The sequence below is a fragment of the Methylobacterium radiodurans genome, from assembly GCF_003173735.1.
Classification (GTDB): Bacteria; Pseudomonadota; Alphaproteobacteria; order Rhizobiales; family Beijerinckiaceae; genus Methylobacterium; species Methylobacterium radiodurans.
The window spans coordinates 1,922,522-1,945,489 of record NZ_CP029551.1 but is presented as its reverse complement, the minus strand read 5'-3'; the positions used below and the strand labels follow the sequence as shown (position 1 = coordinate 1,945,489).

The 22,968-nt window shown below is 66.2% G+C and carries 20 protein-coding genes, 1 tRNA gene and 1 pseudogene; 13 read left to right on the top strand and 9 right to left on the bottom strand.

Going from position 1 to position 22,968, the window contains the following annotated elements:
- Positions 1–5 precede the first annotated feature (5 nt).
- Both DK427_RS08885 and DK427_RS08880 read right to left on the bottom strand, forming a co-directional pair.
- Complete coding sequence (locus tag DK427_RS08885; protein ID WP_109950959.1) at positions 6–1,049, bottom strand: LLM class flavin-dependent oxidoreductase; 1,044 nt, start codon at positions 1,047–1,049, stop codon at positions 6–8.
- 4 nt (positions 1,050–1,053) lie between these two features.
- Complete coding sequence (locus DK427_RS08880) at positions 1,054–2,043, bottom strand: ABC transporter substrate-binding protein (protein ID WP_109950958.1); 990 nt, start codon at positions 2,041–2,043, stop codon at positions 1,054–1,056.
- 400 nt (positions 2,044–2,443) lie between these two features.
- Between DK427_RS08880 and DK427_RS08875 the strand changes: the two genes are divergently transcribed.
- The 4 genes from DK427_RS08875 to DK427_RS08860 are packed head-to-tail and all read left to right on the top strand — an operon-like array spanning position 2,444 to position 6,870.
- A complete protein-coding gene (locus DK427_RS08875) occupies positions 2,444–3,664 on the top strand; it encodes an acyl-CoA dehydrogenase family protein (protein ID WP_109950957.1) in 1,221 nt (406 codons plus the stop codon).
- Positions 3,665–3,674: 10 nt separating this feature from the next.
- On the top strand, positions 3,675–5,042 hold the full coding sequence (locus tag DK427_RS08870) for an LLM class flavin-dependent oxidoreductase (protein ID WP_109950956.1): 1,368 nt from the start codon (positions 3,675–3,677) through the stop codon (positions 5,040–5,042).
- 57 nt (positions 5,043–5,099) lie between these two features.
- On the top strand, positions 5,100–6,341 hold the full coding sequence (gene soxC / locus DK427_RS08865) for a sulfite dehydrogenase (RefSeq protein WP_109950955.1): 1,242 nt from the start codon (positions 5,100–5,102) through the stop codon (positions 6,339–6,341).
- Positions 6,328–6,870, top strand: a complete 543-nt coding sequence (locus DK427_RS08860; protein WP_109950954.1) for a c-type cytochrome — start codon at positions 6,328–6,330, stop codon at positions 6,868–6,870. The genes soxC and DK427_RS08860 overlap by 14 nt, the downstream gene beginning before the upstream one ends.
- Before the next feature lie 43 nt (positions 6,871–6,913).
- Here DK427_RS08860 and DK427_RS27035 read toward each other — a convergent pair.
- A pseudogene (locus DK427_RS27035) lies at positions 6,914–7,494 on the bottom strand (LLM class oxidoreductase); the annotation flags it as partial.
- 30 nt (positions 7,495–7,524) lie between these two features.
- Here DK427_RS27035 and DK427_RS26215 point away from each other — a divergent pair.
- From DK427_RS26215 to DK427_RS08850, 4 genes are all read left to right on the top strand, one after another.
- Entirely contained in the window at positions 7,525–7,776 is a 252-nt protein-coding gene (locus tag DK427_RS26215) for a hypothetical protein (RefSeq protein WP_162559622.1), read from the top strand.
- Positions 7,777–8,168: 392 nt separating this feature from the next.
- Positions 8,169–8,369 (top strand): hypothetical protein, encoded by a 201-nt coding sequence (locus DK427_RS26210; protein WP_162559753.1) that lies wholly within the window; start codon positions 8,169–8,171, stop codon positions 8,367–8,369.
- Entirely contained in the window at positions 8,370–8,942 is a 573-nt protein-coding gene (locus DK427_RS26205) for a hypothetical protein (RefSeq protein ID WP_162559752.1), read from the top strand.
- Between the two features lie 291 nt (positions 8,943–9,233).
- Complete coding sequence (locus DK427_RS08850) at positions 9,234–9,551, top strand: hypothetical protein (protein ID WP_204165291.1); 318 nt, start codon at positions 9,234–9,236, stop codon at positions 9,549–9,551.
- A gap of 448 nt (positions 9,552–9,999) precedes the next feature.
- Here the strand turns inward: DK427_RS08850 and DK427_RS08845 are convergent, their stop codons facing one another.
- A complete protein-coding gene (locus DK427_RS08845) occupies positions 10,000–10,800 on the bottom strand; it encodes a DUF3800 domain-containing protein (RefSeq protein WP_162559751.1) in 801 nt (266 codons plus the stop codon).
- 1,072 nt (positions 10,801–11,872) lie between these two features.
- Between DK427_RS08845 and DK427_RS08840 the strand changes: the two genes are divergently transcribed.
- The 4 genes from DK427_RS08840 to DK427_RS26200 all read left to right on the top strand — a co-directional run bounded on the left by DK427_RS08840 (position 11,873) and on the right by DK427_RS26200 (position 16,493).
- Complete coding sequence (locus DK427_RS08840) at positions 11,873–12,445, top strand: recombinase family protein (protein WP_109950952.1); 573 nt, start codon at positions 11,873–11,875, stop codon at positions 12,443–12,445.
- A gap of 1,076 nt (positions 12,446–13,521) precedes the next feature.
- On the top strand, positions 13,522–14,523 hold the full coding sequence (locus DK427_RS08835) for an AlbA family DNA-binding domain-containing protein (RefSeq protein WP_109950951.1): 1,002 nt from the start codon (positions 13,522–13,524) through the stop codon (positions 14,521–14,523).
- Positions 14,524–14,586: 63 nt separating this feature from the next.
- A protein-coding gene (locus DK427_RS08830) for an IS3 family transposase (protein WP_109950791.1) occupies positions 14,587–15,728 on the top strand; the annotation gives its coding sequence in 2 pieces (ribosomal slippage) (positions 14,587–14,854 and positions 14,854–15,728; 1,143 coding nt in all).
- A 69-nt stretch (positions 15,729–15,797) separates the two neighbouring features.
- Positions 15,798–16,493: a hypothetical protein gene (locus tag DK427_RS26200; RefSeq protein WP_162559750.1), complete on the top strand. Its 696-nt coding sequence runs from the start codon at positions 15,798–15,800 to the stop codon at positions 16,491–16,493.
- Positions 16,494–16,689: 196 nt separating this feature from the next.
- On the opposite strand, the gene DK427_RS08825 is transcribed toward DK427_RS26200, so the two are convergent.
- Positions 16,690–18,282: a DUF6538 domain-containing protein gene (locus DK427_RS08825; protein ID WP_109950950.1), complete on the bottom strand. Its 1,593-nt coding sequence runs from the start codon at positions 18,280–18,282 to the stop codon at positions 16,690–16,692.
- A gap of 92 nt (positions 18,283–18,374) precedes the next feature.
- Positions 18,375–18,451: transfer RNA gene (locus tag DK427_RS08820), tRNA-Arg, on the bottom strand.
- 389 nt (positions 18,452–18,840) lie between these two features.
- Between DK427_RS08820 and DK427_RS08815 the strand changes: the two genes are divergently transcribed.
- Positions 18,841–19,029 (top strand): hypothetical protein, encoded by a 189-nt coding sequence (locus DK427_RS08815; protein WP_109950949.1) that lies wholly within the window; start codon positions 18,841–18,843, stop codon positions 19,027–19,029.
- Positions 19,030–19,136: 107 nt separating this feature from the next.
- Here the strand turns inward: DK427_RS08815 and DK427_RS08810 are convergent, their stop codons facing one another.
- The 3 genes from DK427_RS08810 to DK427_RS08800 are packed head-to-tail and all read right to left on the bottom strand — an operon-like array spanning position 19,137 to position 22,905.
- On the bottom strand, positions 19,137–20,921 hold the full coding sequence (locus DK427_RS08810) for a hypothetical protein (protein ID WP_109950948.1): 1,785 nt from the start codon (positions 20,919–20,921) through the stop codon (positions 19,137–19,139).
- A gap of 26 nt (positions 20,922–20,947) precedes the next feature.
- Entirely contained in the window at positions 20,948–21,367 is a 420-nt protein-coding gene (locus DK427_RS08805) for a GtrA family protein (protein WP_245930851.1), read from the bottom strand.
- A 20-nt stretch (positions 21,368–21,387) separates the two neighbouring features.
- Positions 21,388–22,905 carry a UbiA family prenyltransferase gene (locus DK427_RS08800; RefSeq protein ID WP_109950947.1) on the bottom strand — a complete coding sequence of 506 codons (1,518 nt, stop codon included), beginning with the start codon at positions 22,903–22,905 and terminating at the stop codon, positions 21,388–21,390.
- Positions 22,906–22,968 lie beyond the last annotated feature (63 nt).

Here is a 22,968-nt window from a genome sequence, read left to right as displayed (position 1 = left end):
CCGGGTCAGCGGATGCGGGGGATCACCTGCTCGGCGAAGCGGCGCATCTCCGCCTCGAAGGGCTGGAATTGCAGCATGAACAGCGCGATGCCGGCCGCATGGAAGGCGCGGATGCGCTCCGCGACGGTCTCGTAGCTGCCCACGAGTCCGGCCGCCGTCCCGCCATTGGTCCCGACATGCCGAGAGGCCGCCGCATCGGTCTTGGCGAACATCACGCTCGCCGCGTCGGTGCGGGCGCGGGTGTCGGCCCGTAAGCCTGCATCCCGCTGGGCGAGGGCGAGGAGCCGGGCGTGCTCGGCTTCTGCCTCCGCATCGGTCTCGCGGGCGATCACGAAAGCCGAGAGGCCGTAGCGCAGCGGCCCGTTTGCCGCCGGACGCCGGGCGACGTCGGCGATCAGGGCGGCGACCTCCGCCAGAGATTGGCCGTTGATGAACCAGACGTCGGCGTGATCCGCGGCGAGCGCCCGGGCCGGCTCGGATTCGCCGCCGAGATAGATGGTCGGTCGCGGCCGGAACGTGCCGGCGGGACGGAGCTGGTAATCCGCGACCCGGAAGTGCTCGCCCTCGAAGGTCACCCGCTCGCCGCGCATCAGCCGGTCGACGAGGCCGATCCATTCGCGGCCGTAGGCGTAGCGGTCGTCATGGGCCGGGAAGGGCAGGCCGGCCCGCTCGAACTCGGCCCGGTTCCAGGCATTCACGAGGTTCAGGGCGAAGCGACCGCCGCTGATATGCTCGATCTGCAGCGCCATCTTGGCGAGCACCACCGGGTGGTAGAGCCCCGGCTTGATCGCCGCGATGATCTCGATCCGCCGGGTCAGGGCCGCGAGGGCTGCCGCGCCCGTCCAGGCTTCGAGTTGGTCGCGGCTCTGGTCGTAGGGGTTCATCGTGTGCTGGGCGACCAGCACGGAGTCGAAGCCGAGCGCCTCGGCCTCAAGCACCAGGGCGCGGTTGCGCTCCCAGCTGGCGTCGTCCGGCTCATCGGGATCGTGGTGGGAGGCGCGGGAGCCGTGGACGGCGGCCCAGATGCCGAAGCGGGGAGCGCTCGCCACGGGTTCAGCCCCGGCCCGTCGGCGGCTGGAAGATCTTGACGTCGGTGGCGTCTATCCGGCGGGGGATGAGCTTCGCCTCGTGGAAGACGTCGGCGATGGCCTGCTGCTCGCCGAGCTGGCCGCGCTCCACCGGCTCCACCGCGTAGGTCCGGCGGCTGTTGGCGGCGGCGACGACGGCCGGGGGCAGGTCGCCCCAGATCGGGGCCAGGAGCGCGACGGCCTCCTCCGGGTTCGCCTTCATCCAGGCACCGGCCTCGACCAGGGCGCGGTACACGGTCGCCACGACATCCGGCTGGGCGGCGACGAAGCCGTCGTTGACGAGGTAGTAGCGGTGATAGCTCGTCAGCCCGCTGCCGTCGGCGATGACCCGGACCGGACGCTTGGCCTCCGCGAAGGCCAGGAACGGATCCCAGATCGACCAGGCATCCAGGCTGCCCTGATCGAAGGCCACGGCGCCTTCCGGTGCCTGGAGATAGGCCGGCTTGATGTCCGCGAAGGTCAGCCCCGCACGCTTGAGTGCAGCGGCGAGCACGTAGTGGCTCCCCGATCCCCGTGAGACGCCGACCGTCCTGCCCCTGAGGTCGGCGACGGTGCGGATCGGGGAATCCGCCGGCACGATGATCGCCTCGGCCGCGGGGGCGCCGCGCTCGCGGGCGTAGAAGGTCAGGGGCGCCTTGGCGGACTGGGTGAAGATCGGCACCGCGTCGGCGACGTCGGCGTGGATGTCGACAGCCCCGGCATTCATCGGCTCGATGACGCTGGTGAACAGGTGCCAGCTCGGCGCGAAGCCCAGCGGCGCCAGCCGCTCGACCAGCGTGCCCTTCACCTTGAGCACGGTGAACAGCACCGACGAGCGCTGCATGCTGATCTTGACCTCGCGAGGCGCCGCGAGCACGGCCGGAGCGCCGAGCGCCAGGGCGGCCGCCCCGCCGAGGCCGCCGCGCAGGAGCCTGCGGCGGGAGGGGCCGAACCGGCCCGTCGTGTCGTCGATCATCGGATGCTCGGGAATCGTTGGGGCGTGCGGGAGGGGGCGGGGCGTCCGCCAAGCGCATCCATTGAAGGCCGACAGGGTGCGTCGGATCAATGAAACGTGTTTTCGATTTGGCGCGCGCTCAGAGCATCGCATTCCTCAAGAGATGACTTCGAGAACAATTCGTTCTTCCCGCCAGCCCCTGCGCAACGGAGCGCGGGCAGAATTGTCATACGTTAAGGGAGAGAATACTTTTTTGCGCGAGGCGATACTAGGGCACGAAGATTCTCGCGCGGAACGTCTCGCGATATGTCGGTTCTAAAGACGACGTACGACACCGAATCCGGCTTGAGATCGTGGACAAGCTCATCGATTCCTCTGGCAAACGCCCCCGGGCGGTGTCGGAAATCGAAAGGTCGAAGCCATGTCGCAGACGGATGCGGGCTGGGGTGCGGGGCCGAGCACGCGCTACGAGACCCTCGCTGAACGGTTCCGCCCGGTCTTCGCCGAGATCCGCGCCACCGCCGTCGAGCGGGACAGGGCGCGCCGCCTGCCGCACGCCGAGATCGGGTGGCTGCGGGAGGCGAACTTCACCACCCTGCGGCTCGCCCCCGAGGAGGGCGGCCACGGTGCCAGCCTGCCGGAACTCTTCGCCCTGCTGATCGAGCTGTCGGCCGCGGATTCGAACGTCACCAACGCGCTGCGGGCGCATTTCGGCTTCACGGAGGACGCGCTGTGCTCCTCCTCCCCCGCGTGGCGCGCGGCCTGGATCGCGCGGATCGGCGCGGGCGAGACCGTCGGCAGCGGCGTCTCGGAGACCGGGCCGGCCAAGGTCGGCGCCTTCGACACCGTGGTGCGGCGGCGCGACGGCAACCCCGTGCTCGACGGGCGGAAATTCTACACCACCGGCTCGCTCTTTGCGGACTACATCCACCTCTCGGCCGAGGACGAGGCAGGCGGAGCGGTGACGGCCGCCGTCCCGGTGCGGGCGCCGGGCGTCACGGTCGTGGACGATTGGGACGGGTTCGGCCAGGCGCTGACCGCGAGCGGCACCGCGACCTTCGAGGGCGTGGCGCTCGACCCCGCCCTGATCAAGCCCGATCCGGCCCGCTTCCCCTACGCCATGGCGTTCTTCCAGCTGGTGCATCTGGCGACGCTCGCGGGCATCGGCCGGGCGGCGGCCGACGACGTGGCGCGGCTGGTCGCCGAGCGGACCCGCGTCTACAGCCACGGCAATGCCGGGCGGACGGCCGACGACCCGCAGATCCAGGCCGTCGTCGGCCGCGTCCGCGCCAACGCCTACGCGGCGGGCGCCATCGTGCTGAAGGCCGCCGAGGCGCTCCAGAGGGTCCACGACACGCACCGGGCCGGGTCACCGGACGCGGAGCGGCAGGCGACGCTCGCCGATGTCGAGGTCAACCAGGCAGTCAGCGTGGTCACCGACCTGATCCTGAGCGCGACGACCTCGCTGTTCGACGCGCTGGGCGCCTCGGCGGTGAAGGTCGGCACGGGGCTCGACCGGTACTGGCGCAACGCCCGCACCATCGCCTCGCACAACCCGCGGATCTACCGGGACCGCAGCGTCGGCACCTTCGCGATCTCCGGCGAGGCGCCGCCCCGGCAGTACCGCGTCGGCTCGGCGTGAGGGACGGGGCATGGCACGACGCGACCGCATGCGCCTCGGCGCCTTCCTGTATCCCGGCGGCCACCACGTCGCCGCGTGGCGGCATCCGTCCTCCGACGCCGATGCCGGGATCAACGCCGCCCATTACCGGCAGCTCGCCCGCACGGCCGAGGCGGCGAAGTTCGACCTGATCTTCCTCGCGGACGGGGTCAGCATCCGGGGCGACGACCTCGATGCCCTGAGCCGCACCGCGATCCGCTATGTCGGCCAGTTCGAGCCGCTGACCCTCCTGTCCCACCTCTCGGCGGTGACGGAGCGGATCGGCCTCGTGGCCACCGCCTCCACCACCTACAACGAGCCGTTCCACGTCGCCCGCAAGTTCGCCTCCCTCGACCATCTGAGCGGCGGCCGGGCGGGCTGGAACCTCGTCACCTCCGCCGACCCGCGGGAGGCCTGGAACTTCAGCCGCGAGAGCCACCTCGCCCACGCCAACCGCTACGCCCGGGCCGAGGAGTTCGTGGACGTCGTGCGCGGCCTCTGGGACTCCTACGAGGACGACGCCTTCGTGCGCGACCGCGAGGGCGGCCGCTTCTTCGATCCCGACAAGCTGCACCTGCTGGCCCACGAGGGCGCGCATTTCTCGGTGCGGGGTCCGCTCAACGTCCCGCGCCCGCCACAGGGGCACCCGGTGGTGGTGCAGGCGGGCTCGTCGGAGGCCGGCAAGGCGCTCGCCGCCCGCACCGCCGAGGTGATCTTCACCGCCCAGCAGACCCTGGAGGACGCGGTCGCCTTCTACGCCGACGTGAAGGGCCGGATGGCCGCTCACGGCCGCGATCCGGACCACCTCAAGATCATGCCTGGCGCCTTTCCGGTGGTGGGGCAGAGCGAGGCGGAGGCGCAGGACAAGTTCGCCGCGCTGCAGGCGCTGATCCACCCGGTGGTCGGCCGCTCGCTCCTCGAACAGCTCACCGGCGCCGACCTGTCCGCCTACCCGGACGACGCCGCCGTGCCGGAGTTGCCGGAAACCAACGGCGGCAAGAGCCGTCAGGACCTCTTCCTGCGCCTCGCCCGGCGCGAGGGCCTGACGATCCGCGAGTTGTACCTGCGCGCGGCCAGCGCCCGGGGCCACTGGACGATCGTCGGTACGCCGGCCCAGGTCGCCGACGCCCTGCAGGAGCGGTTCGAGGCCCGCGGCGCGGACGGCTTCAACATCATGCCGCCGACCCTTCCCGGCGGGCTGGACGATTTCGTCGCCCTCGTCCTCCCGGAGTTGCGGCGCCGGGGCTTGTTCCGGGACGCGTACGAGGGATCGACCCTTCGGGAGAATCTCGGTCTGCCCCGACCCCCGCACCGCATTCCATCGGCCGCGCGCGGCTCTCCCGAACGAGGAGCCGCGTGACGACCGTCCCGCGAAAGCTGTCGACGAGAGACCGGCAAGGGATCAGACTGTGACGCCATGAGCGACAACGACCCGACGATCTCCGCCCGGCGGCGCTTCCTCGTACAGGCGGGGGCGGCGGCGGTTGGCGCGGCGGCCGGCACCGCCCGCGCGGAGGAGTCGACGCCGCCCGGCATACCCGAATGGATGAAGGTGCCCGGCGCCGACACGGGCAGCCAGCCCTACGGCACGCCCTCGCGCTTCGAGGCTGCGGTCATCCGCAACATCTCGAAGGGCCTCAAGCAGTACACCTCGGCCTCCACCCGCACGCCGCTCCAGGATCTCGACGGTATCGTCACGCCGAACGGCCTGTTCTACGAGCGCCACCACGGCGGCATCCCCGACATCGACCCCGCCCAGCACCGGCTGCTGATCCACGGGCTGGTGGAGCGGCCCCTCGTCCTGACCATGGAGGACGTCCGGCGCTTCCCATCGGAGTCGCACATCTACTTCCTCGAATGCTCAGGCAACCCGGGCTTCGAGGCGATCAAGGGCAAGACTGCCTCGGATCTCGTCGGGCTCGTCAGCTGTGCCGAGTGGACGGGCGTGCGTCTGGCTACCGTGCTGCGCGAGGCCGGTCTGAAACCGGAGGCGAAGTGGGTCGTGGCCGAGGGTGCCGACGCCGCGGCCATGACCCGCAGCATCCCCATCGCGAAGTGCCTCGACGACGCGCTCCTGGTCTACAGCCAGAACGGGGAGCGCCTGCGCCCGCAGCAGGGCTATCCCTTGCGGGTGTTCCTGCCCGGCTTCGAGGGCAACATGAGCGTGAAGTGGCTGCGCCGCCTCAACGTCGCGGCCGAGCCCGGCTACACCCGCGAGGAAACGTCCAAGTACACGGACCTGATGCCGGATGGGACGGCCCGGCAATTCACCTTCGTCATGGAGGCGAAGTCGATCATCACCCGGCCCTCCGGCACGCAGCGGATCGGCCCCGGCTTTCACGAGATCACCGGCATCGCCTGGACCGGCCGCGGCCGGATCCGGGGCGTGCAGGTCACGACCGACGGAGGTAAGAGCTGGCAGGAGGCGGCGTTGCAGGAGCCGGTCCTGAACCGGGCGCTGACCCGCTTCCGCCTGCCCTGGACCTGGGACGGCCAGCCGACCACCATCGCGAGCCGGGCCATCGACGAGACGGGCTACGTTCAGCCGAGTTTCGAGGACCTGACCGCGGTGCGCGGCGTCAAGTCGTTCTACCACAACAATGCAGTCGTGCCGTGGCGCATCGCGGCGGATGGTGAGGTCGCCAATGGCTACGCGTAGGGCTCGAGCGCTCGCGGCCGCCCTTCTCGTGCTCGGCATCGGCGGCGCAGCGCGGGGCACGGAGCGCCTCGGCATCGGCCGCCTGGCGAGCGAGGCCGAGATCGCCGCCTGGAACATCGACATCGACCGCGACGGCCGGAAGCTTCCGCCGGGCCGCGGCAGCGTCGCCCACGGCCGCGCGGTGTTCGAGGCGCAATGCGCCTTCTGCCACGGCAGCCGGGGCGAGGGCGGCACGGGGGAGCGGCTCGTCGGCGGGGTGGGGACGCTCGCCACCGCCAAGCCGGTGAAGACGGTCGGCAGCTTCTGGCCCTACGCGCCGACCCTGTTCGACTACATCCGTCGGGCGATGCCGATGAACGCCCCGCAATCGCTCAGCGACGACGACGTCTACGCGGTCTCGGGCTACGTCCTTCACCTGAACGGGCTCGCCCCTGAGGACGCCGTGTTCGATGCCCAATCGCTCCCGGCCATCCGCATGCCGAACCGCGACGGCTTCGTCCCGGACCCGAGGCCGGACGTGAAGCCCTGATTAGCGGTGCGAACCTGACGCCGGGGTGCCCCGGCCGAAGCCAGGGCGGCGGGCGTGAGCCGAGATGTTCGCGCAGCGTCCGTCCCTCGTAGTCCTGCCGGAACAGGCCGCGCCGACGGAGTTCCGGCAGGACAAGTTCGATGACGTCATCGAGGCCTCCCGGCAGCGTCGGCGGCATGATGTTGAACCCGTCGGCGTCCCCCGCCCGGAAGCGCGCTTCCATCTCGTCGACGATCCAGGCGGGGGTCCCCACGATCTGCGAATGCCCGCGCGCACCGGCGATCCGCAGGTAGAGCTGACGCAGGGTCAGCCCCTCGCGGTGGGCGAAGTCGAACATCAGCTGCTGGCAGAATTTGGCGCCGTTGGCCTCCGGAAATTCGGGCACCGGCCCGTCCGGGTCGAAGCCGGAGAGGTCGAAGCCGCCGATCATGCGCTCCATCAGCGCCAAGCCCACCACCGGGCAGATCAGGTCCTAGAGTTCCTCGAACTTGGCGCGGGCCTCGGATTCCGTGCGCCCACCACCGGGAACAGGCCCCGCATCACCTTCAGGTCGTCGGGCGCGCGGCCGAAGCCGGCCATGCGGGCCTTCAGGTCGCCGTAGACCTCCACGGCTTCGTCGAGGGTATCGACCTCGGCCGCGATCGAAAGGGGAAGGTGACGACCGCCCCGATCGCGGTCCCCGACACGACGACGATCGTTGCCTTCGAGATGACCGACGGCACGAGCGTTTCCCTGGGCAGCAAGAAGGGGCCTTCGCGGGGCGCCAAGGTGCTTCACAAAGTCTCGAAGAGGTTGGGGAGGATCATCCGAACGGTCGGCATGCCGTGGCCGTTGGCGATCTTCGCAAACGCCTTCGCGAGGAGTTCGGCGGGCCTAACGTGCGACCCGACTCTCTTGCGACGATGAAGCGACGCGAGTTGAAGAAGCTGATCGATAAGGGCGAGGTCGAGCGCATCGGCGAATGGCTCATGCTTCCCGAATGAAACTGAGAAGACAGGAAGAGGCAATGGGTTGGGTCACGTGAACACCGAACAGCGAACAGCCCCCTTTAGGGGGTGTTCGCTGTTCGATGTTCGTTTCACATGGCGAGCGAACATGAAGGCGAACAGTTTGAAATTGTTCGCAAGATTTCTATGATCTCCCTCATCAAAGCCATTGACAGACGATAATGCCACACATTTAGAAGTTTTGGGTCCTCCGGGGGGGGATGCGGGTGACGCGCGATCTCGGGAGTTGGATAGACGTAAATCAGTTTTTGCTTATTTTTGACTCCTGCTGAGAGGCGAGACGAGGCAGTGATGAACTTCAATGAAGCGGGCGTAGAATATCAGATACTGACCCAGAAAATCGCCTCACTACCGAGCGGGGGCATGAAGCAAAGAGGAATGGAAGCTTACCTCAAGCTTAGAGAAGAAATATCTAAAGCCTACAAGCTCAGTTCTCGCAGCAGCAATATTCTAGACAATGTATACGTCTACATGCATCACTTTGAAACCTAATTGCAGCAGAAAATAAGGTTTCTGTCACACGTCGATGTAATTGATAATATTACGAATATCAGCTTATCGCCCGACTACCCTGTAGTTATCCTGCAAAAGAGTAGTGCCTCGACAGATCTCGAAGAGCACGGTTGGGATGCTTTGCGCCAACCGCTGGCGATTGGACTAGTAGCGAGAAGTGTGGAGTACGACTTCGCCTTATTGCGGCTTTCTGCTGTAGCAACCCTTGACAGAATTTCTGCCTTCGTCTCCCAAGAAATCCTCGGGAAAGAGCTAAATTTTTATAGCTTGAGGCTCCAAATCGGAAGCTCCACCGACGCGAGAGCCGTGAAAATCGCAGCTGCAATTGGCGGCGCCCTTCCTTTGATAGAGCATGTGCTGATAACAACCGATCAAAATCGCAAGAGCCTTCGAAACCGCTTAGCGCATTTGGCATCCTTCCCCGAAATGCTTGATGGGACACGGACAATACATCTACTAGACAACGAAAGATCTATAGTTTTTGACCACGACTTAGCAGTTTTCCCCTATTTGCCACGGCTTACAACATTGGCCATGCAATGCCATATCTAGCAATTCCCATGATATCAATAATGCTCGTATTTGACTCGCAAGGAGCGCCTCTTGACGGGACTGAAAATCTGCGCAGCATAAACATCGAAGACTTTGAGCCTGATTGGGTTAACCCTGCAATTAATAGAAACAATTTTATTGATACTACGGGCTCAGGAAACGTTGCAACCTTCTTCAAGCCGGGACTACACGAAACAAGGGTCGAAAATGTATTCCTGACTGATGAGATTTTTGATCATGCGAGGTTGCGGAAGCAGCCGGCATAAAGGCTACTCAAATACCCTCCCTTGCGTGGCGGCGATCGTCACAATCGTCGTCATGCCCGCCCCCTTGAAATATAGCCGCCGCAACCCCGAGCCCCGGCGACGCCGACCCTCGACCGTCACGGTCCCCGAGGGTGTCAGCCCGCATGTGAAGCTGCTCTTCGCCGAGATGCGGCAGCTCAACGTAACTTACGATGAAGTTGAGGAAGGCTCGCGCGTGCGCCGGGCCGCGCTGAAGGCGTGGCGGCATAAAAACCGCCCGAACCTCGGCTCGATCGAAGCCGCACTCGGCTTCGTCGGTTGGGACTTCGTGCCAGCCGAGGGCACAAATCTAGTCGTCTGCTAGTCGTTGCCCTGCCGCAACGCTTTGCCCTCAATCGCCTGGGGCTGCGCTAAGTGATTGCAAAGATGAGAGAATTTAGTGGCGCGCCCGAAAGGGGGGCAAGGCCAACCGAAATTCCGCAATAAAAACAGTGCGATGCCGCCGCTGGTGTGGGCAAGATTGTAGGACTTGGCGGCAGGACCGGCAAGGGGCCACCTTCGGGCTGTTGGCGCGTTGTGTCGCCGGGGCGGCTGCACAAACCCTCTTCAGGCCCGCATGAAGAACCCTGCTCTGAGCGTCTGGCTCTCAGCCGCCAACCGTGCTGCCGGGTGGTGGATCGGCACGGCCACTTCCATAGCTCGTCGTCAGCAACAGTTGGCCGCTGCCGAGATGACCAGAGCCATCACGGGCAAGAAGCCGGCGAGGAAGCGTAAAGCCAAGCCACGGCGCCGGACCTGAGGTGGCCTGTTATCTACCAGTAAGAGCGCTCCGCGCAGCTGTTTGAGACCGTCCTCCCAAACGGCATGCCCGCGAAAATCCCCGACACGCGTACGCTCGGGGTTTCAGAGATGCTCTTTCGCATCCGCTCGAAGATCGCGTCGATATCGCCCACCGTAGTTAGACAGGCCGCATCACATCGAACCCGGCTCACCAGCGCCCGCAAATCTTGCCTCATCCGGTCTTCCCCCCGAAGTAAGTTCGCAACGTACTTGTTGTGCAGCCATGCGAGCATATCGGCTGCCTGGATCGGGCCACCGTCAGACTTGGGTATAAACGAGTGCGTCACCCTTTCCAGATTTCGGAATAGAAAGACCATCATCTGATTTGTGGTGGGCTGATTCCTGTGCCCCTCCTCGAAGAAGTATGTGAGGTTTGCCTCAAGCTTTCGCTCTCCCAGAGTCTCGACAACCGCCAGAAGACATAGATAGCAGCAGAGCGCATATGGGTTTGGGAGTGCGCTATCGCTCAAGCCTGATCTGTTGAAGGCTTCCTTACTCACAGATATGACAATCCCGCACATCGCCGCATCATGAAGAATGGCGTGAAGCTCGCGTTGGATCTCTATACGCTTGTCTTTTCCGAGATGCCGGTACGGACCGCCACCAGCAGCGAATTCACTCATGTGCAGGTACGGCATCTTGTTCTCATCAAGAACCTTCTGCCAGCGGGTCCGCATCTCAGACGCCTTGTGGCTCTCAAAGATGAAGCCGGCCACGCTTAAGACCGCAGCGCCATCGTGTGAGCCGGTTTCATCGAAGTAGGCTTCGAACACAACTATCGCTCCCGCCAGCAGGTATGCTCTAAGATTAGCGGATCGCCCTGTTGCCGCAGCCTAAGTTCAATCGAAAACCCAGACTGTCCACAGGGGTCACTCACGCGACACGCCATACCTGAAGACGAGCGCCAGGATTTCCCCCCGGTACCCACCCTGGGTTCCTCTCCAAGCAAACGCGGGGCCGGGGTGGGCGGTCTCGGCCCCGCGGTCTGGCACACCTCATGCTGACACACAGATGCCCCTCGCTCATCCCCAGGCTTAGGGGGCCGCGGGCCGGCCGGAGCGGGTTCGTCTCCTCTTCCGGCTGGCCCGTTGCGGGGCTTAGTGCTGGAAGAGGTGCGTGCCTGCGTCCGCTATGGGCACGTGATGGCGGCTGCCGTGGGTGAGCAGGCCCGCTAGCCCCAGAAGCGCTATGAAGGCGAGGTGACGGACCATGCGGGGTTAACGTGCGGTTACGCTCTAGGTTCGACGTAGAGGGGCCGTCCGAACTACCCACTGGGGTCATGAATTTGAGAGGTCACCCTCTTAGTGGCGAATTGGATTTCCCCCCGTATACCCACCCTGAGTTCCCCTCCAAGCAAACGCGAGGCCGGAAGTGGGTGGTCTCGGCGTCCAGCCTCAGGACGACGGCAGGAGGCGAAGCGCGAAGACCGCCAGCGCAGCCGTGCTCATTGTGGCAAGTCTGAGGGCTGACACGGCGAGGCCCGCAGCGCCCGGAGCTTCCCGCCTGTTCTCGTTGGCTGCCCGGCAACGTGGCCCGCGAGACCGGAAGTGCACCTCGGGGAGCCGGCGCCCATAACCTGACTGCCCCGACCTCCTCCCGCCGCCCGCACACATGGTCTGGCCCTCCGGCCTGCGGCGCTGAGATGGCGCCGAATCTACAAAGCGCGGAGGACGTGAAGGCTCCGGTGTTGCCGGTGCATAGGCTTGGCGTTCCAATAGGGCTTGCTCTAGCGGAACGTTCCAGAGGGCAGGCAGGGCGGTTCCAAAAGAAAGGTCTTGCATTCTGGAACGGTCCGAGGCTCTATGTCTCAGACCTCAGTGGAACGCCTAGTCTAGGACCGCCGCCATGCTCATCGGATACGCCCGCACATCCACCCTGGAACAGGAGGCCGGGCTGGATGCCCAGCTCCGAGACCTCACCGCCCTCGGGTGCGAGAAGGTCTTCCGGGAGCAGGTGTCATCGGTCGCCCCGCGCAAGCAGCTCGATGCGGCCCTGGAGTTCGCCCGCCAGGGTGACACGCTGGTGATCACGAAGCTCGACAGGCTGGCCCGCTCGGTGACCCATATGGGCAGCATCCTGGCCGCTCTGGAGGCTAAGGGCGTGGCGCTGCGCATCGTGAACCTCGGGGTGGATACCTCGACGCCTACCGGCAAGCTGATGTTCAACGTCCTCGGGGGCGTGGCGCAGTTCGAGCGGGAGATGATGCTGGAGCGCCAGCGCGAGGGCATCGCCAAGGCGAAGGCGGAGGGCGCCTACAAGGGCCGCAAGCCGACAGCACGGGCCAAGATGGAGGAGATCAAGGCCCTATCAGCGGAGGGCCTGAGCATGGGCGCCATCGCGGCTAAGCTCGGGATCGGGAAGGGGTCGGTGCATCGGGCGTTGAGCGGCGAGAAGGCCACCACGCCGGCAGTGAGCTGAGGGGGCGCCGCCAGGGGCTTGAGTCGGCAGGCGGTCTATCGGATTAGAGGCCATCAGGCGGAGACTGAGGTGTCGCTGGCGCGGTGGGCGGCTTGAGCCTTGATCCCACTGCGGCACAGCTCAGAATCGTAAAGCGCCCCCGCATCGGGTGTTGAGCGCGAGCAAGACAGATGCAAACACTGCGACGAATTACTGTCGGAGAGCGCAGGAAAGTGCGCCATCCAGCAGCTCACCACTCCTCGCTCATGTTAAGCTTTTGACACATTGAGCCTTGATCCCACTGCGGCACAGCTCAGAATCGTAAAGCGCCCCCGCATCGGGTGTTGAGCGCGAGCAAGACAGATGCAAACACTGCGACGAATTACTGTCGGAGAGCGCAGGAAAGTGCGCCATCCAGCAGCTCACCACTCCTCGCTCATGTTAAGCTTTTGACACAATACCTGTACTCCGGTGAAGCACCCAACGCATTGCCTCTCATTGTCGCTCCAATTCTTGACTCCGCTGACGAAGTAACCTTTTGGGCACACAGATGGCGCTGGTGTGCGACCCCCGTTGGAGCTGACCCTGTTGCCCTCCCCATCACCTCCATAAGTTGAATTTTTTAACGTCCTCATCTGAGCTTCGATTCTACCTATTCTGTGTTCGAATTTGCTGTAAGCTACGCCTGCTCCAAAAATTGCGGATATAATGACAAATACTGCTGCGCCAATAATCTTCAAGTTGCCAATTGTGTTTGCGGTTTGAGGCAGTCGGCCGACTGCCGAGTCGCCGCTAGCAGCTGCATTGGAACCTGTCATATGCCCTCCGTGCTCATATCGCCGTGCAAACTTTGATCAGGACGATATGTAAGCCTCGATTGTTTCGGGTGCATCCGAGTGCTGCATCAGCGGGGTAAGAAAGCGGTGGAAACTCCCGAAACTGCGCACTATCCCCGTCTCGGTCACATCAATTCCGCCGCTGAAGTTCCGCCATGACAGCATCGCGCATAGGCTTGGCGTGGGTGGCAAAAGGTCCTGACTCCTCATAGGCTCCGACCGGCATTCCTTCCCTTGCCTCACACCCGCATAGGTGGCGCCATGCTCCCGAAGCCTATCGATGCGCTGGCCTTTAGCGACGTGGCGGCGATGGTGGACGCGGGGCTCCGCGAAGGCCGTACGCTGGACCTGAAGCAGGCCCCTGTAGGCGGCAAGGACGACGACAAGCGGGAGTTCCTGGCCGACGTATCGGCCCTCGCCAACACGGCCGGCGGTGACATCGTGTTCGGCATCATGGAGGCTCAAGGCGAGGCCACGGGTGCGCCTGGCATCGAGCTGCCCGACCCGGACGCGGAGGTCTTGCGCCTGGAGAGCATCCTGCGAACCGGCCTGGAGCCGCGCCTGCCCCGCGTAGAGCTGCGGTGGCTGCCGGGACCAGACGGCAAGGGGCTCCTGATCCTCCGGGCGCCACGGAGCTACCTAGGACCGCATCGGGTGACCTTCCGTGGTCACGGGCACTTCTACGGCCGGACGAATGCCGGGAAGACCCAAATGGACGTGGCCGAGCTGCGGAGCGCCTTCCTGGCCACTGAGGGGCTTCACCAGGGCATCAGGCGCTTCAGGAATGAACGACTCGGCATTATTGAGGCTGGCGAAGGGCCAGTGGGCTTGAGGAGCGGCGCCAAGGTCATCCTCCATGTCGTGCCGCTGGAGGCGTTCGCAGCGGAGAGGAATGTCGGGATCAACCGCAACCGCGACCTCCTCCTCCCCGTGGGATCCTCAAGCGGCGGACTGAACACGGTGCACACACTGGAGGGCTACGCGACGTTTACAGGGCGGGAAGACATCGAGGAAGGGACCTTCAACTACGCCCTCCTTTTCCGCTCAGGCATCATCGAGAGCGGCTCAACTGTCGGCTACAGCAATGAGCACGGGCCTTTCATCCCCGCCTCCGCGGTTGAGTGGAAGGTGCTAGAGGCCGTTGGTCGATACCGTGAGAAGCTGACGGAAAAGGGCGTGGAGCTGCCGCTTTACGTCTTCCTCTCGCTCATCGGCGTTCGCGGCCACCGCTTGGAGGCCTCCCAGCATCCTTTCGGGCTCTGACGTGACCGGCTGGCTTTGGACCGAGCTGATTGAGAGGATCAGCCAGGACCGAAGGAGTCGGACATGCGACGAGGACAGAAGACGAGCGCGGAGCAGGTGGTGCTGAAGCTGCGCCAGATCGAGGTGCAGACGGCGCAGGGCAAGAACTTAGCGCTAGCGTGCAAGGAGGCAGAGATCTCTGAGCAAAGCTACTACCGCTGGCGCAAAGAGTACGGCGGCCTGCAGGTCGATCAGGCGCGGAAGATGAAGGATCTGGAGCGCGAGAACGCTCGGTTGCGGCGGCTTGTGGCCGACCTGTCCTTGGAGAAGCAGGTGTTGGCGGACGTCGCGGCGGGAAACTTGTAGCCCCCGAGCGACGCCGGCAGGCGGTTGACGGCATCCAAGAGAAGTACGGCCTCTCGGAACGTCACGCCTGCCGGATCGTCGGCCAGCATCGGGGCACGCAGCGCTACGTGCCCACCGTGTTGGCCGACGAGGATGGGCTGACCCGCGCCATCGTCGCCCTGGCATCCGAGTACGGGCGCTATGGCTACCGCCGCGTCACCGCCCTGCTGCAGGCAGCGGGCTGGCAGGTGGGCAAAGATCGGGTTCAGCGTATCTGGCGTCGTGAGGGGCTGAAGGTCCCGCAGAAGCACCGCCCGCGCAGCCGCCTCTGGCTGAACGACGGGTCCTGCGTGCGCCTACGGCCGCTCCGCCGCAATCACGTCTGGAGCTTCGACTTCGTGCAGGCTCAGACCCACGACGGGCGGAGCTTGCGCATCCTGACGCTGATCGATGAGCACAGCCGGGCGTGCCTGGCGCTGAAGGTGGCTCGGCGCATCAACAGCCTGGGCGTGATCGAGGCGCTGGCCGACGCGATGTGCCTGCACGGCATCCCGGAACACATCCGTTGCGACAATGGTCCGGAGATGATCGCGAAGGCATTGCGCAAGTGGGTCGCCAAGGCAGGCTGCCAGATCCAGTACATTGCGCCCGGCTCGCCGTGGGAGAACGGGTACTGTGAGAGCTTCAACGGCAAGCTGCGCGATGAGTGCCTACGGCAGGAAATCTTCTACTCATTGAGAGAAGCGCAGATCGTGATCGGGCTGTGGCAAAACACTTACAACCGCGTCCGGCCGCACTCGTCCCTGGGCTACCGGCCGCCCGCGCCTGTCAGCTTCCCTGATCTGGCCTTCCGGCTACCCATGGCAGCGGCCATGCAGTAGCCTCTCAATTGGCTCGGTCCAAAATACCGGTCAGGTCAAGGTTATTCAAGATTTGCTCGCGCAAGAATCATGAGCGCACAATCTGAGGGTGTTGCCGACATTCACGCTTTCATCAAGGGCATTTCGTTTAGAGATGTGCTGGATGATGCTGGGCGAAAGCAATTATTTTCCCAAGCTTATAAATACATACATGCGTTACTTATCTGGAACGAAGCGATAAGCCGCCCCCGTAAGCCCGCAATCGATGCGCAGGCGGCTCTACAGTTTCGTGAACTGCTTTCAGACTTAGCCGCGTGCCAAGTCCTGCTACTGTTGGGCATGTACAAACCATCCCGCATGATGCTGCGCAGTGCGATTGAGAATATGCTCAGAACAGTGGCGCACGAGCAGGGCTTCCTAGCGTCAGGGACTAAGTTTACATATGAACTTATAACATTGGTGCGGTCCTCCAAGCTCGGCGCCGAAGGTGCTCCCGCAAAAGCCGATCTAAACCATCTCATTCAGGCATACTCCCATTTGTGCTCCTATGCGCATGCTGCAGAGGAAGGAAAGTTGGCGCTGCGAGTGCCTCTAGAAAGTGTATCTCGCTTCGAGGAAGCAGAGCACGAAAGTCTAAGCGCCGAAATCAAAGCTGTTGCTCAACGTATGAATCGCATTATGTTTGTGATGTACGCAGAAAAACTGCGTCCTCTGCATCACTCCCACAAGGATTTCGTGCTCGACTCTTTGCCGAAATCCTTAAAGGCTGCTATTCTCACGCCTTGATGCTCATGGTGGCCGAGATGCACCGTTGTGTGCGACTATCCCCACCTCAGGCCCCGTACCGCGGCCGGCGCCTCAATCCGTGCCAGCTCCTCCGCGAGCACCTTCAAGCCGAACCCGCCGTATTTGCGACCCACGCCCCCGCCTGTGTGCCCGGTGAGGGCATCGTGCACGTCCTCCCCGAGGCGTGCCGCCCGCGCTAGCTCCTTGAAGCTGTGCCGGAAGGAGTGGAACACCTTGGTGCGGTCCTCAATGCCTGCCTTGTCGCGCAGGTATCGGTTGAACCATTTCGACCATGGCCCGTTCTGTCGGCCTCGACGTGCGGCCAGAGAGAGGCATCGGGCTTGGCTCCGCTGTCCAAAAGGGATTGCCGGTAGCGGAGGAGGCCGATGCGCTCCAGCTCAGGGTGCACCGGGATCTTCCGGCGCGAGGAGGCGGTTTTGATGCTCCGGCCGCCCGCCGTGCTGATGTCGAGGAGCCAGACCCCCACCTCCCGGTCCTGAGCCAGGTCCATGATGCGGAGCTGCGCCAGCTCGCCTTGGCGGGCGCCTGAGAGCAGAGCCAGGAGTGGGAGCCAGAAGGCCGCCTCACCGCCGCCACCGCGTGGTCGCTCGCCGCTCTGGTAAACCCCCGTCCCGAAGATGGCCTTCAGGTCCCCAGGACTGAACGATTGCCGCTTCTCCTCCGCCCTCGCATCCACCACCAGCTTGGTGCCCTTGCCGAAGGGATTCTTGAAGTCTGGCACCCCGTCCAGGCTCCCTGCTGCCTCCGCGTGGTTGGCGATGGCGGCGAGGATGTTGAGGGTCTTGTTGATCGTGGCCGCGTGCTGCGGGGCGTAAGCGCCGAGGTCTCGCTTGAGGAGATCACGCATCGGCAGGCGCTTCAGGTCGCCGGGCAGCCGCGTGGGCACCCGAGCGAGATTGTCCCTGAAGTCCCGCGCCTTCTCCCGCGTGAGGTCGCCCAGGCGGATGTCACCGTGCCATTCCGTGAGGCGCCGCACAGCATAGTCCGCCTCAAGCAGCGTCCGCTCGCCCGGCTTCTTGCTGCCCCGTGCGCCGCTCCCGGACCTCCAGGCGGCGTACGCCTCGGAGAGCGTTGGGCCCCTCCCCCGGCGCGGTGCTGGCGTGGCGATGACCTTACCGCGGTGACGCTCCAGCTTCGCCTCGTAGGCCCGCACATGGGCCCGCAAGACCGCTAAGGCCGCCTCGCGGTAGTCGCCCGAGTCCGGCTCAATCGGGAGGCCACGGCGGCGGAGGAAGGCTCGGCACTCCGCATCCACGGCCTGAGGGTTCTGCCGCGCGAGCGCTCTGGCGTAGTCGCCGTGCAGCAGCTCCAGTTCCTCGCCGTAGCCCTCAAAGAAGTCCTCTTCCATCCACCGGCCGCCGAGCGCGATGGCCTCAAGGTGCGGAAGGCACGCCCTCTCCTCAGCGGTCTGAAGCTGCTTGCGGGCGTCGCCATCGGTCCGAGCCGCATCGTCGGCGGCCAGAAGCTCGGCCAGCACGTCCGCCTCGATCTCCTCAAGGGGCGGCATGGCGGATCGGCGGTGAGAGGCAGCTATCGGTTTCTCGCCGCGCTTGGCTCGCTCGGCCGCCGTAAAGTCCGCCTCGCAGTCGCTCAGGCAGCGGGCGTAGGGCTGGACGGCCTTTCGCGCTTCCTTCGTCCCGAGGCTCTTGGTCCAGTTCGCCTTGCCCGTCCACGGGGCTGGCATGAAGGGCCGCAGCTCCGCGGGGATGACCCTACGGAAATAGAGCGTGCCGTTCCGATCCGTGGTTCGGTAAGCCATGCGTGCCATAGCGTTTTGCATCACCGGTTTGCAGGACCGGCGGTCGCGTAAGGCACTGATCTAAGGGGAATTTCAGGCCAAGCAATGGCTTAGCGTAGTGATGGCGCGCCCGAAAGGATTCGAACCTCTGACCCCCAGATTCGTAGTCTGGTGCTCTATCCAGCTGAGCTACGGGCGCCTAGCGTACCGGGCTGGCATGTGTGCCGCCCCGGCCGTGAGCGGGTGTCTAAGGTGTCGGTTCCGGCTTGGCAAGCCCCTTTTCGCAGCCCGGGTCGATGCCGTTCCCCACAAGGGCGGGCGGTGGGTCGGGCGGGTGGGTGAGGAAACCGCATCCGGGCCCTGTCGACGCCCGCCACCATGGGCCGGACCGATGATGAGGCGTGCAACGAGCCGTTCGAGCCGGGAGCCGTCGAGCAGGCGCACGCCGCCCCGCACGATCGGAAAGACCGTCTCGCGCGCGTCGCGTTCGACCGACGGCCTCGATGACGAGCCCGGCGCGCGCCGACCCGGAACCATCGGTGCGCCCCCTCTCTTGCCAAGCCGTCAGCCCCAGCAGAGGACGGCTTCATGGCCAAGGACGTGACGACCTACACCATCAAGGAAGCACTTGCCGCGCGCGTGGACGACCATGTCGAGATCGCGGTCGAGGCGGAGGACGGCACGAAGCTCAAGCTCAAGGCCAAGCCGGACCAGCTGGACGCGCTGGTCGGGGATCTGGAAGCCATCCTCGACGCGGACGACGGCGACGCGGCCTGATCGCCGTCGCAGGCCCTATCGGCACCGCCGGGGCCTGCCCCGCGGCCATCCGGGCGCGGAGTGCGGACGGCCGGTCCGTCCGCTCTTCCCGGTAGGGCCTCCGGCGCTCAGCCGGAGCCGGCGCCCGGAAGGATGCAGAAGCTCCGGGTCCGAAACAGGATATCCGGCGGGCTCTCCCCGGCGCAGCGCTCGACCACATAGGCTATGCCGTTCGCCGTGGCGTAGGCCCTGCGCTCCGGAAGCGTGCGGAGGGCCGCTACCGCCCGCGTCCGGCTCCGCCACTCGGCATGGTAGCCGGGGTGCCACATCACGGCGGCGCCGCGGCCGAAATCGACCCAGACCCGCCGGTGCGACGCGTATTCGAAGCGCGATGTTCCGGCTTCCTGAATCTCCCGCGGCACGTCCCGCAGGACCTCGGCGAGGTCCGGCGCGCCGATGACGGGAACCAGGAAGATCGCATCCGGCGCCGTCCCGCTCCGGGCCCAGCGGCCGAGCGCCTCCCATTCCGCGGCGACCTGCGCCACACGTCGGTTGTGGGCCCAGCCCTTCAGCGTCAGCCCGCCGATCAAGGCCGCCGCGCAGGCGAGCGCCGCGAGGCCGGCGGCCCCGGCCGCCCGCGCCGGAACCCGACGCCGGAAGAGATCCAGCCAAAGGCGCGGGGGACGGCGTGGCAGGAGCAGGAGCGGTGCCAGAAGGGTGAGCGGCCGCAGGGTGCAGAGGAGGCAGAACAGCAGCAGGGCCGTCGCTCGCGCATGGAGCGGCATGCGCCGGTGCAGCATTCGGGTCAGCAGGGCGAGGCTGCCGAGCGCCGCCAGAAGATGGAAGACGGTGCTGACACGCAGGAGGTGCAGGTTCAGGACCGCCGGACTGCTCGTCAGCAGGGGCACCACCATGCCCAGAGCGTACACCGCCATGTAGCCCCAGAGGGCGGCGAGGAACGGCGCGGACCGGGAGCGCAGTCGCCAGAGGCTCAGATTGGCTAGAAGCAGCAGGGCCGCGACCGAGACGAGCTGCCCGGCGGGGACCTCCCCGATCAGGAAGTGGTGCGGGTAGAAGTCGCGCAGGAAGGTCGGGTAGTCGAAGCCCGCGGGCCGGCCGAAGCTCGGATTCGCCAGGACGTTGAGCACGACGGGAAGGACCGGAACGGCCGCGAGGGCGAGGCCGAGCGCGGCGGAGCGGACCAGCCCGGCCCGGTCGAGGCGGCCGGTCGCCAGGCCGTAGCCGCAGATCAGCGCGATCGGCACGGCGTTCCACACGGCCACGAAGGCGTTGACGAAGAAGACGAGCCCGTTGAGCGCGAGGCCGGCCGTGATCCGGCCCGTGACGAGGCACCAGATCATCAGCAGGGAGAGGCCGTTGGCGATCTCCGAATGCGTGAACACGTTCAGGAACAGGCCGCCCGCGCCCGCATAGGAGACGCCGCGCAGCATCGGCGCGAGGCAGACCAGGGCGGTGAAGAGGATCTTCTGGTTCCGGCCGCGGATGCCGAGCTGCCCGGCACAGAGCAGCAGCCCCAGGATCGTAAGGAACCGCGACAGGACGTGAAGGGCGAGGAACAGCCAGTAGGGATCGACCTGGGCGGCCGAGCCGCGCAGCAGCAGCCAGATCCCGGAGGCGAAGAAGCGCAGGGACTGGACGAAGGCGTCCGCACCGAATTGCGGCTCGTCGGCCAACCCCGCCACGATCGGCAGGTGGAACAGGTTGTTCGACGCGCCGAGCACGAAGCCCGTGAGTGCCACCGAGACGAGAGCGCCGGCGGCCGAGAGGACAAGGGTATCGCTGCACAGGCCCTGCGCGGCGCGGCGCAGGCCATGCCCCGCCCGCACGCGCATGCTCCACGGAACGGGGCTGGGACGGCCGGCGGGCAGGCCGAGCGAGGCATCGAGGGTCATCGGATCACGTCGTCTGGAGCTGCAGGTCAGCGGGCGGCACCGAGGTCCGCCAGCCCGGCGAAGGTCACGAAGCGGTGGCCGAGGTAGTTCGCGACCGCCCCGGCTCCGATGCCGAGGGCGTGCCCGATCCCCTCCGCGACCGGAACGGTGAGGCCGAGGCCTCGGACGAGCGCCGCGGAGGCCGCGAGGCTCACTGCCAGGACGATGACGGCGCTCGCCGCGTTCACGCCCAGGAAGGCGGGGAGCTGACGCCGGAGGGAGCCGCCCGCGGCCCGGAACACGAAAGCGCGGTAGAGCCAGAATCCCGCCACCAAGCCGATGCCCTGGGCGACGATCAGGGCCGCACCGAACGGCAGGACCGGGGAGAGCGCGAGGCGCGCCAGCCAGTTGATCGCGGCGGCCGAGCCGCCGGCGATCAGGAAGCGGATGACGGGATGGTCGATCATCCGGCCGCTCGTCTGGCCGCTCATCCGGCGATGCCCGGGATGCCGAAGGCGGCGAGCGCGAAGGCCAGGCCCGCCGCGCCAGCGAGCCCCAGGCTCGCCCGGTCGCGGATCGCGAACGCCACCGGGTCGTCGTTGAGCTCGTCCCGCCCCGCGAGCAGCCAGACCCGGCTCATGAACAGCGCCAGGATCGGCGGGAAGCTCCAGAGCAGGAACGGGGCTGCCAGAACCGCGTGCCGAAAGGCCTCGTTGGCGAGGTAGAGGATGAAGATCACGATGCTGGCGAGCCCGGCCGCGATGCCGAAGGCCAGCACCACCGGCTCGTCAGCCGTGTGGTAGCCCCGACCCGAGAGCTTGCCGCTACGCATCCGCTTCACCGCGCCGCGCAGCTCCGTGTGGCGCTTTGCGAAGGACAGGGAGGTGAAGAGGAACATCGAGAAGGTGAGAAGCCAGGGCGACCACGCCACCGCGACCGCGGCGACACCGATGACGAGGCGCATCGTGAACAAGCTGCCGAGCATCAGGGCGTCGAGCATCGGCACCCGCTTCAGCGAGAGCGAGTACGCGAGGGTGAGGGCCAGATAGGCGAGCACGCCGGCCAGCACCGCCGAACCGACCCAGGTGGCGAGCCCGAGCCCGAGCGCCAGTCCGGCGGCGATTGCGGGGACCGCGAGGGCCAGCGGCAGACGTCCGCTCGCGAGCGGACGGTCGCGCTTCGTCCAGTGCGCCCGGTCGTGCGGGAGGTCCCAGAGATCATTGACGAGGTAGGTGGCGGAGGCGATCAGGCCCAGGGCCAGGAAGGCGCCGAGCGCCGCGAGCCAGGCGGCGGGCTCGCCGACCCGACCACCGAGCACGAGCGGCACGAAGACCAGCGCGTTCTTCGCCCATTGGTGCAGGCGCAGGCCCTTGAATAGCGCGCGGAGGCGCGAGGGCCTGGCGCTCGCGCCGATCTCGTCCACGGGCCGCCCGAGGGCGCGCACGGCCTCCACGATCGCCGGCCGCCCCCCCGTCACGAGGGCGCGGCGCGCGGCAGCCCAGACGGGCATGTCCGCGCCCGCGGAGCCCGCATAGTCGAAGCCCTGCGGGAACAGCTCGGCGAGGCGCGTGGCCCGCGCGGCCGCCGCCGGGCCGGACGCGTCCCCCGCGGCGATTACGCCGTCGACCATGGGGAACCGCTGCGCCGCCCGGCGGGCGACCGCGGGATCGAGCGCCGTTGCCAGGACGATCATGCGCCCGGAGGCCTTCCGGGCCGCCAGGTCGGCCAGGAGGTCCTCGTCGACCGGCACCGTCGCGAGGTCGAGGGCCGGATGCGCGACGACCCGGCGGCGGAGCGCGGCGCGCCCGGCGAGGAGCCAGCCGAGCAGCCGGACGATCGCGAGGGCGTCGCTGCGCAGCAGGGCGAGGATCCCCTCGTGGATGAGGTTCGTGCGCAGCAGCGTCCCGTCGAGATCGACGACGAGCGGCACCGGATCCAGGCCGGGGGCGCCGACCGGAGCATCAAGGTTGCCGGCAGCATCCAGCGGAGCACGAAGGGCCACCATCCGTCAGGACTTCCCAAATCAGAAGACTTAAACTTTGAGACATCAGGTAACATCGGCCTGCGC

What these genes read in the sequence shown, in the direction of transcription:
- DK427_RS08880 (WP_109950958.1), bottom strand. Translation starts at nt 2,043, where the DNA reads ATGATCGACGACACGACGGGCCGGTTCGGCCCCTCCCGCCGCAGGCTC.
- DK427_RS08875 (WP_109950957.1), top strand. Translation starts at nt 2,444, where the DNA reads ATGTCGCAGACGGATGCGGGCTGGGGTGCGGGGCCGAGCACGCGCTAC.
- DK427_RS08870 (WP_109950956.1), top strand. Translation starts at nt 3,675, where the DNA reads ATGGCACGACGCGACCGCATGCGCCTCGGCGCCTTCCTGTATCCCGGC.
- soxC (WP_109950955.1), top strand. Translation starts at nt 5,100, where the DNA reads ATGAGCGACAACGACCCGACGATCTCCGCCCGGCGGCGCTTCCTCGTA.
- DK427_RS08860 (WP_109950954.1), top strand. Translation starts at nt 6,328, where the DNA reads ATGGCTACGCGTAGGGCTCGAGCGCTCGCGGCCGCCCTTCTCGTGCTC.
- DK427_RS26210 (WP_162559753.1), top strand. Translation starts at nt 8,169, where the DNA reads ATGAACTTCAATGAAGCGGGCGTAGAATATCAGATACTGACCCAGAAA.
- DK427_RS08840 (WP_109950952.1), top strand. Translation starts at nt 11,873, where the DNA reads ATGCTCATCGGATACGCCCGCACATCCACCCTGGAACAGGAGGCCGGG.
- DK427_RS08835 (WP_109950951.1), top strand. Translation starts at nt 13,522, where the DNA reads ATGCTCCCGAAGCCTATCGATGCGCTGGCCTTTAGCGACGTGGCGGCG.
- DK427_RS26200 (WP_162559750.1), top strand. Translation starts at nt 15,798, where the DNA reads ATGAGCGCACAATCTGAGGGTGTTGCCGACATTCACGCTTTCATCAAG.
- DK427_RS08825 (WP_109950950.1), bottom strand. Translation starts at nt 18,282, where the DNA reads ATGGCACGCATGGCTTACCGAACCACGGATCGGAACGGCACGCTCTAT.
- DK427_RS08815 (WP_109950949.1), top strand. Translation starts at nt 18,841, where the DNA reads ATGGCCAAGGACGTGACGACCTACACCATCAAGGAAGCACTTGCCGCG.
- DK427_RS08810 (WP_109950948.1), bottom strand. Translation starts at nt 20,921, where the DNA reads ATGACCCTCGATGCCTCGCTCGGCCTGCCCGCCGGCCGTCCCAGCCCC.
- DK427_RS08805 (WP_245930851.1), bottom strand. Translation starts at nt 21,367, where the DNA reads ATGATCGACCATCCCGTCATCCGCTTCCTGATCGCCGGCGGCTCGGCC.
- DK427_RS08800 (WP_109950947.1), bottom strand. Translation starts at nt 22,905, where the DNA reads ATGGTGGCCCTTCGTGCTCCGCTGGATGCTGCCGGCAACCTTGATGCT.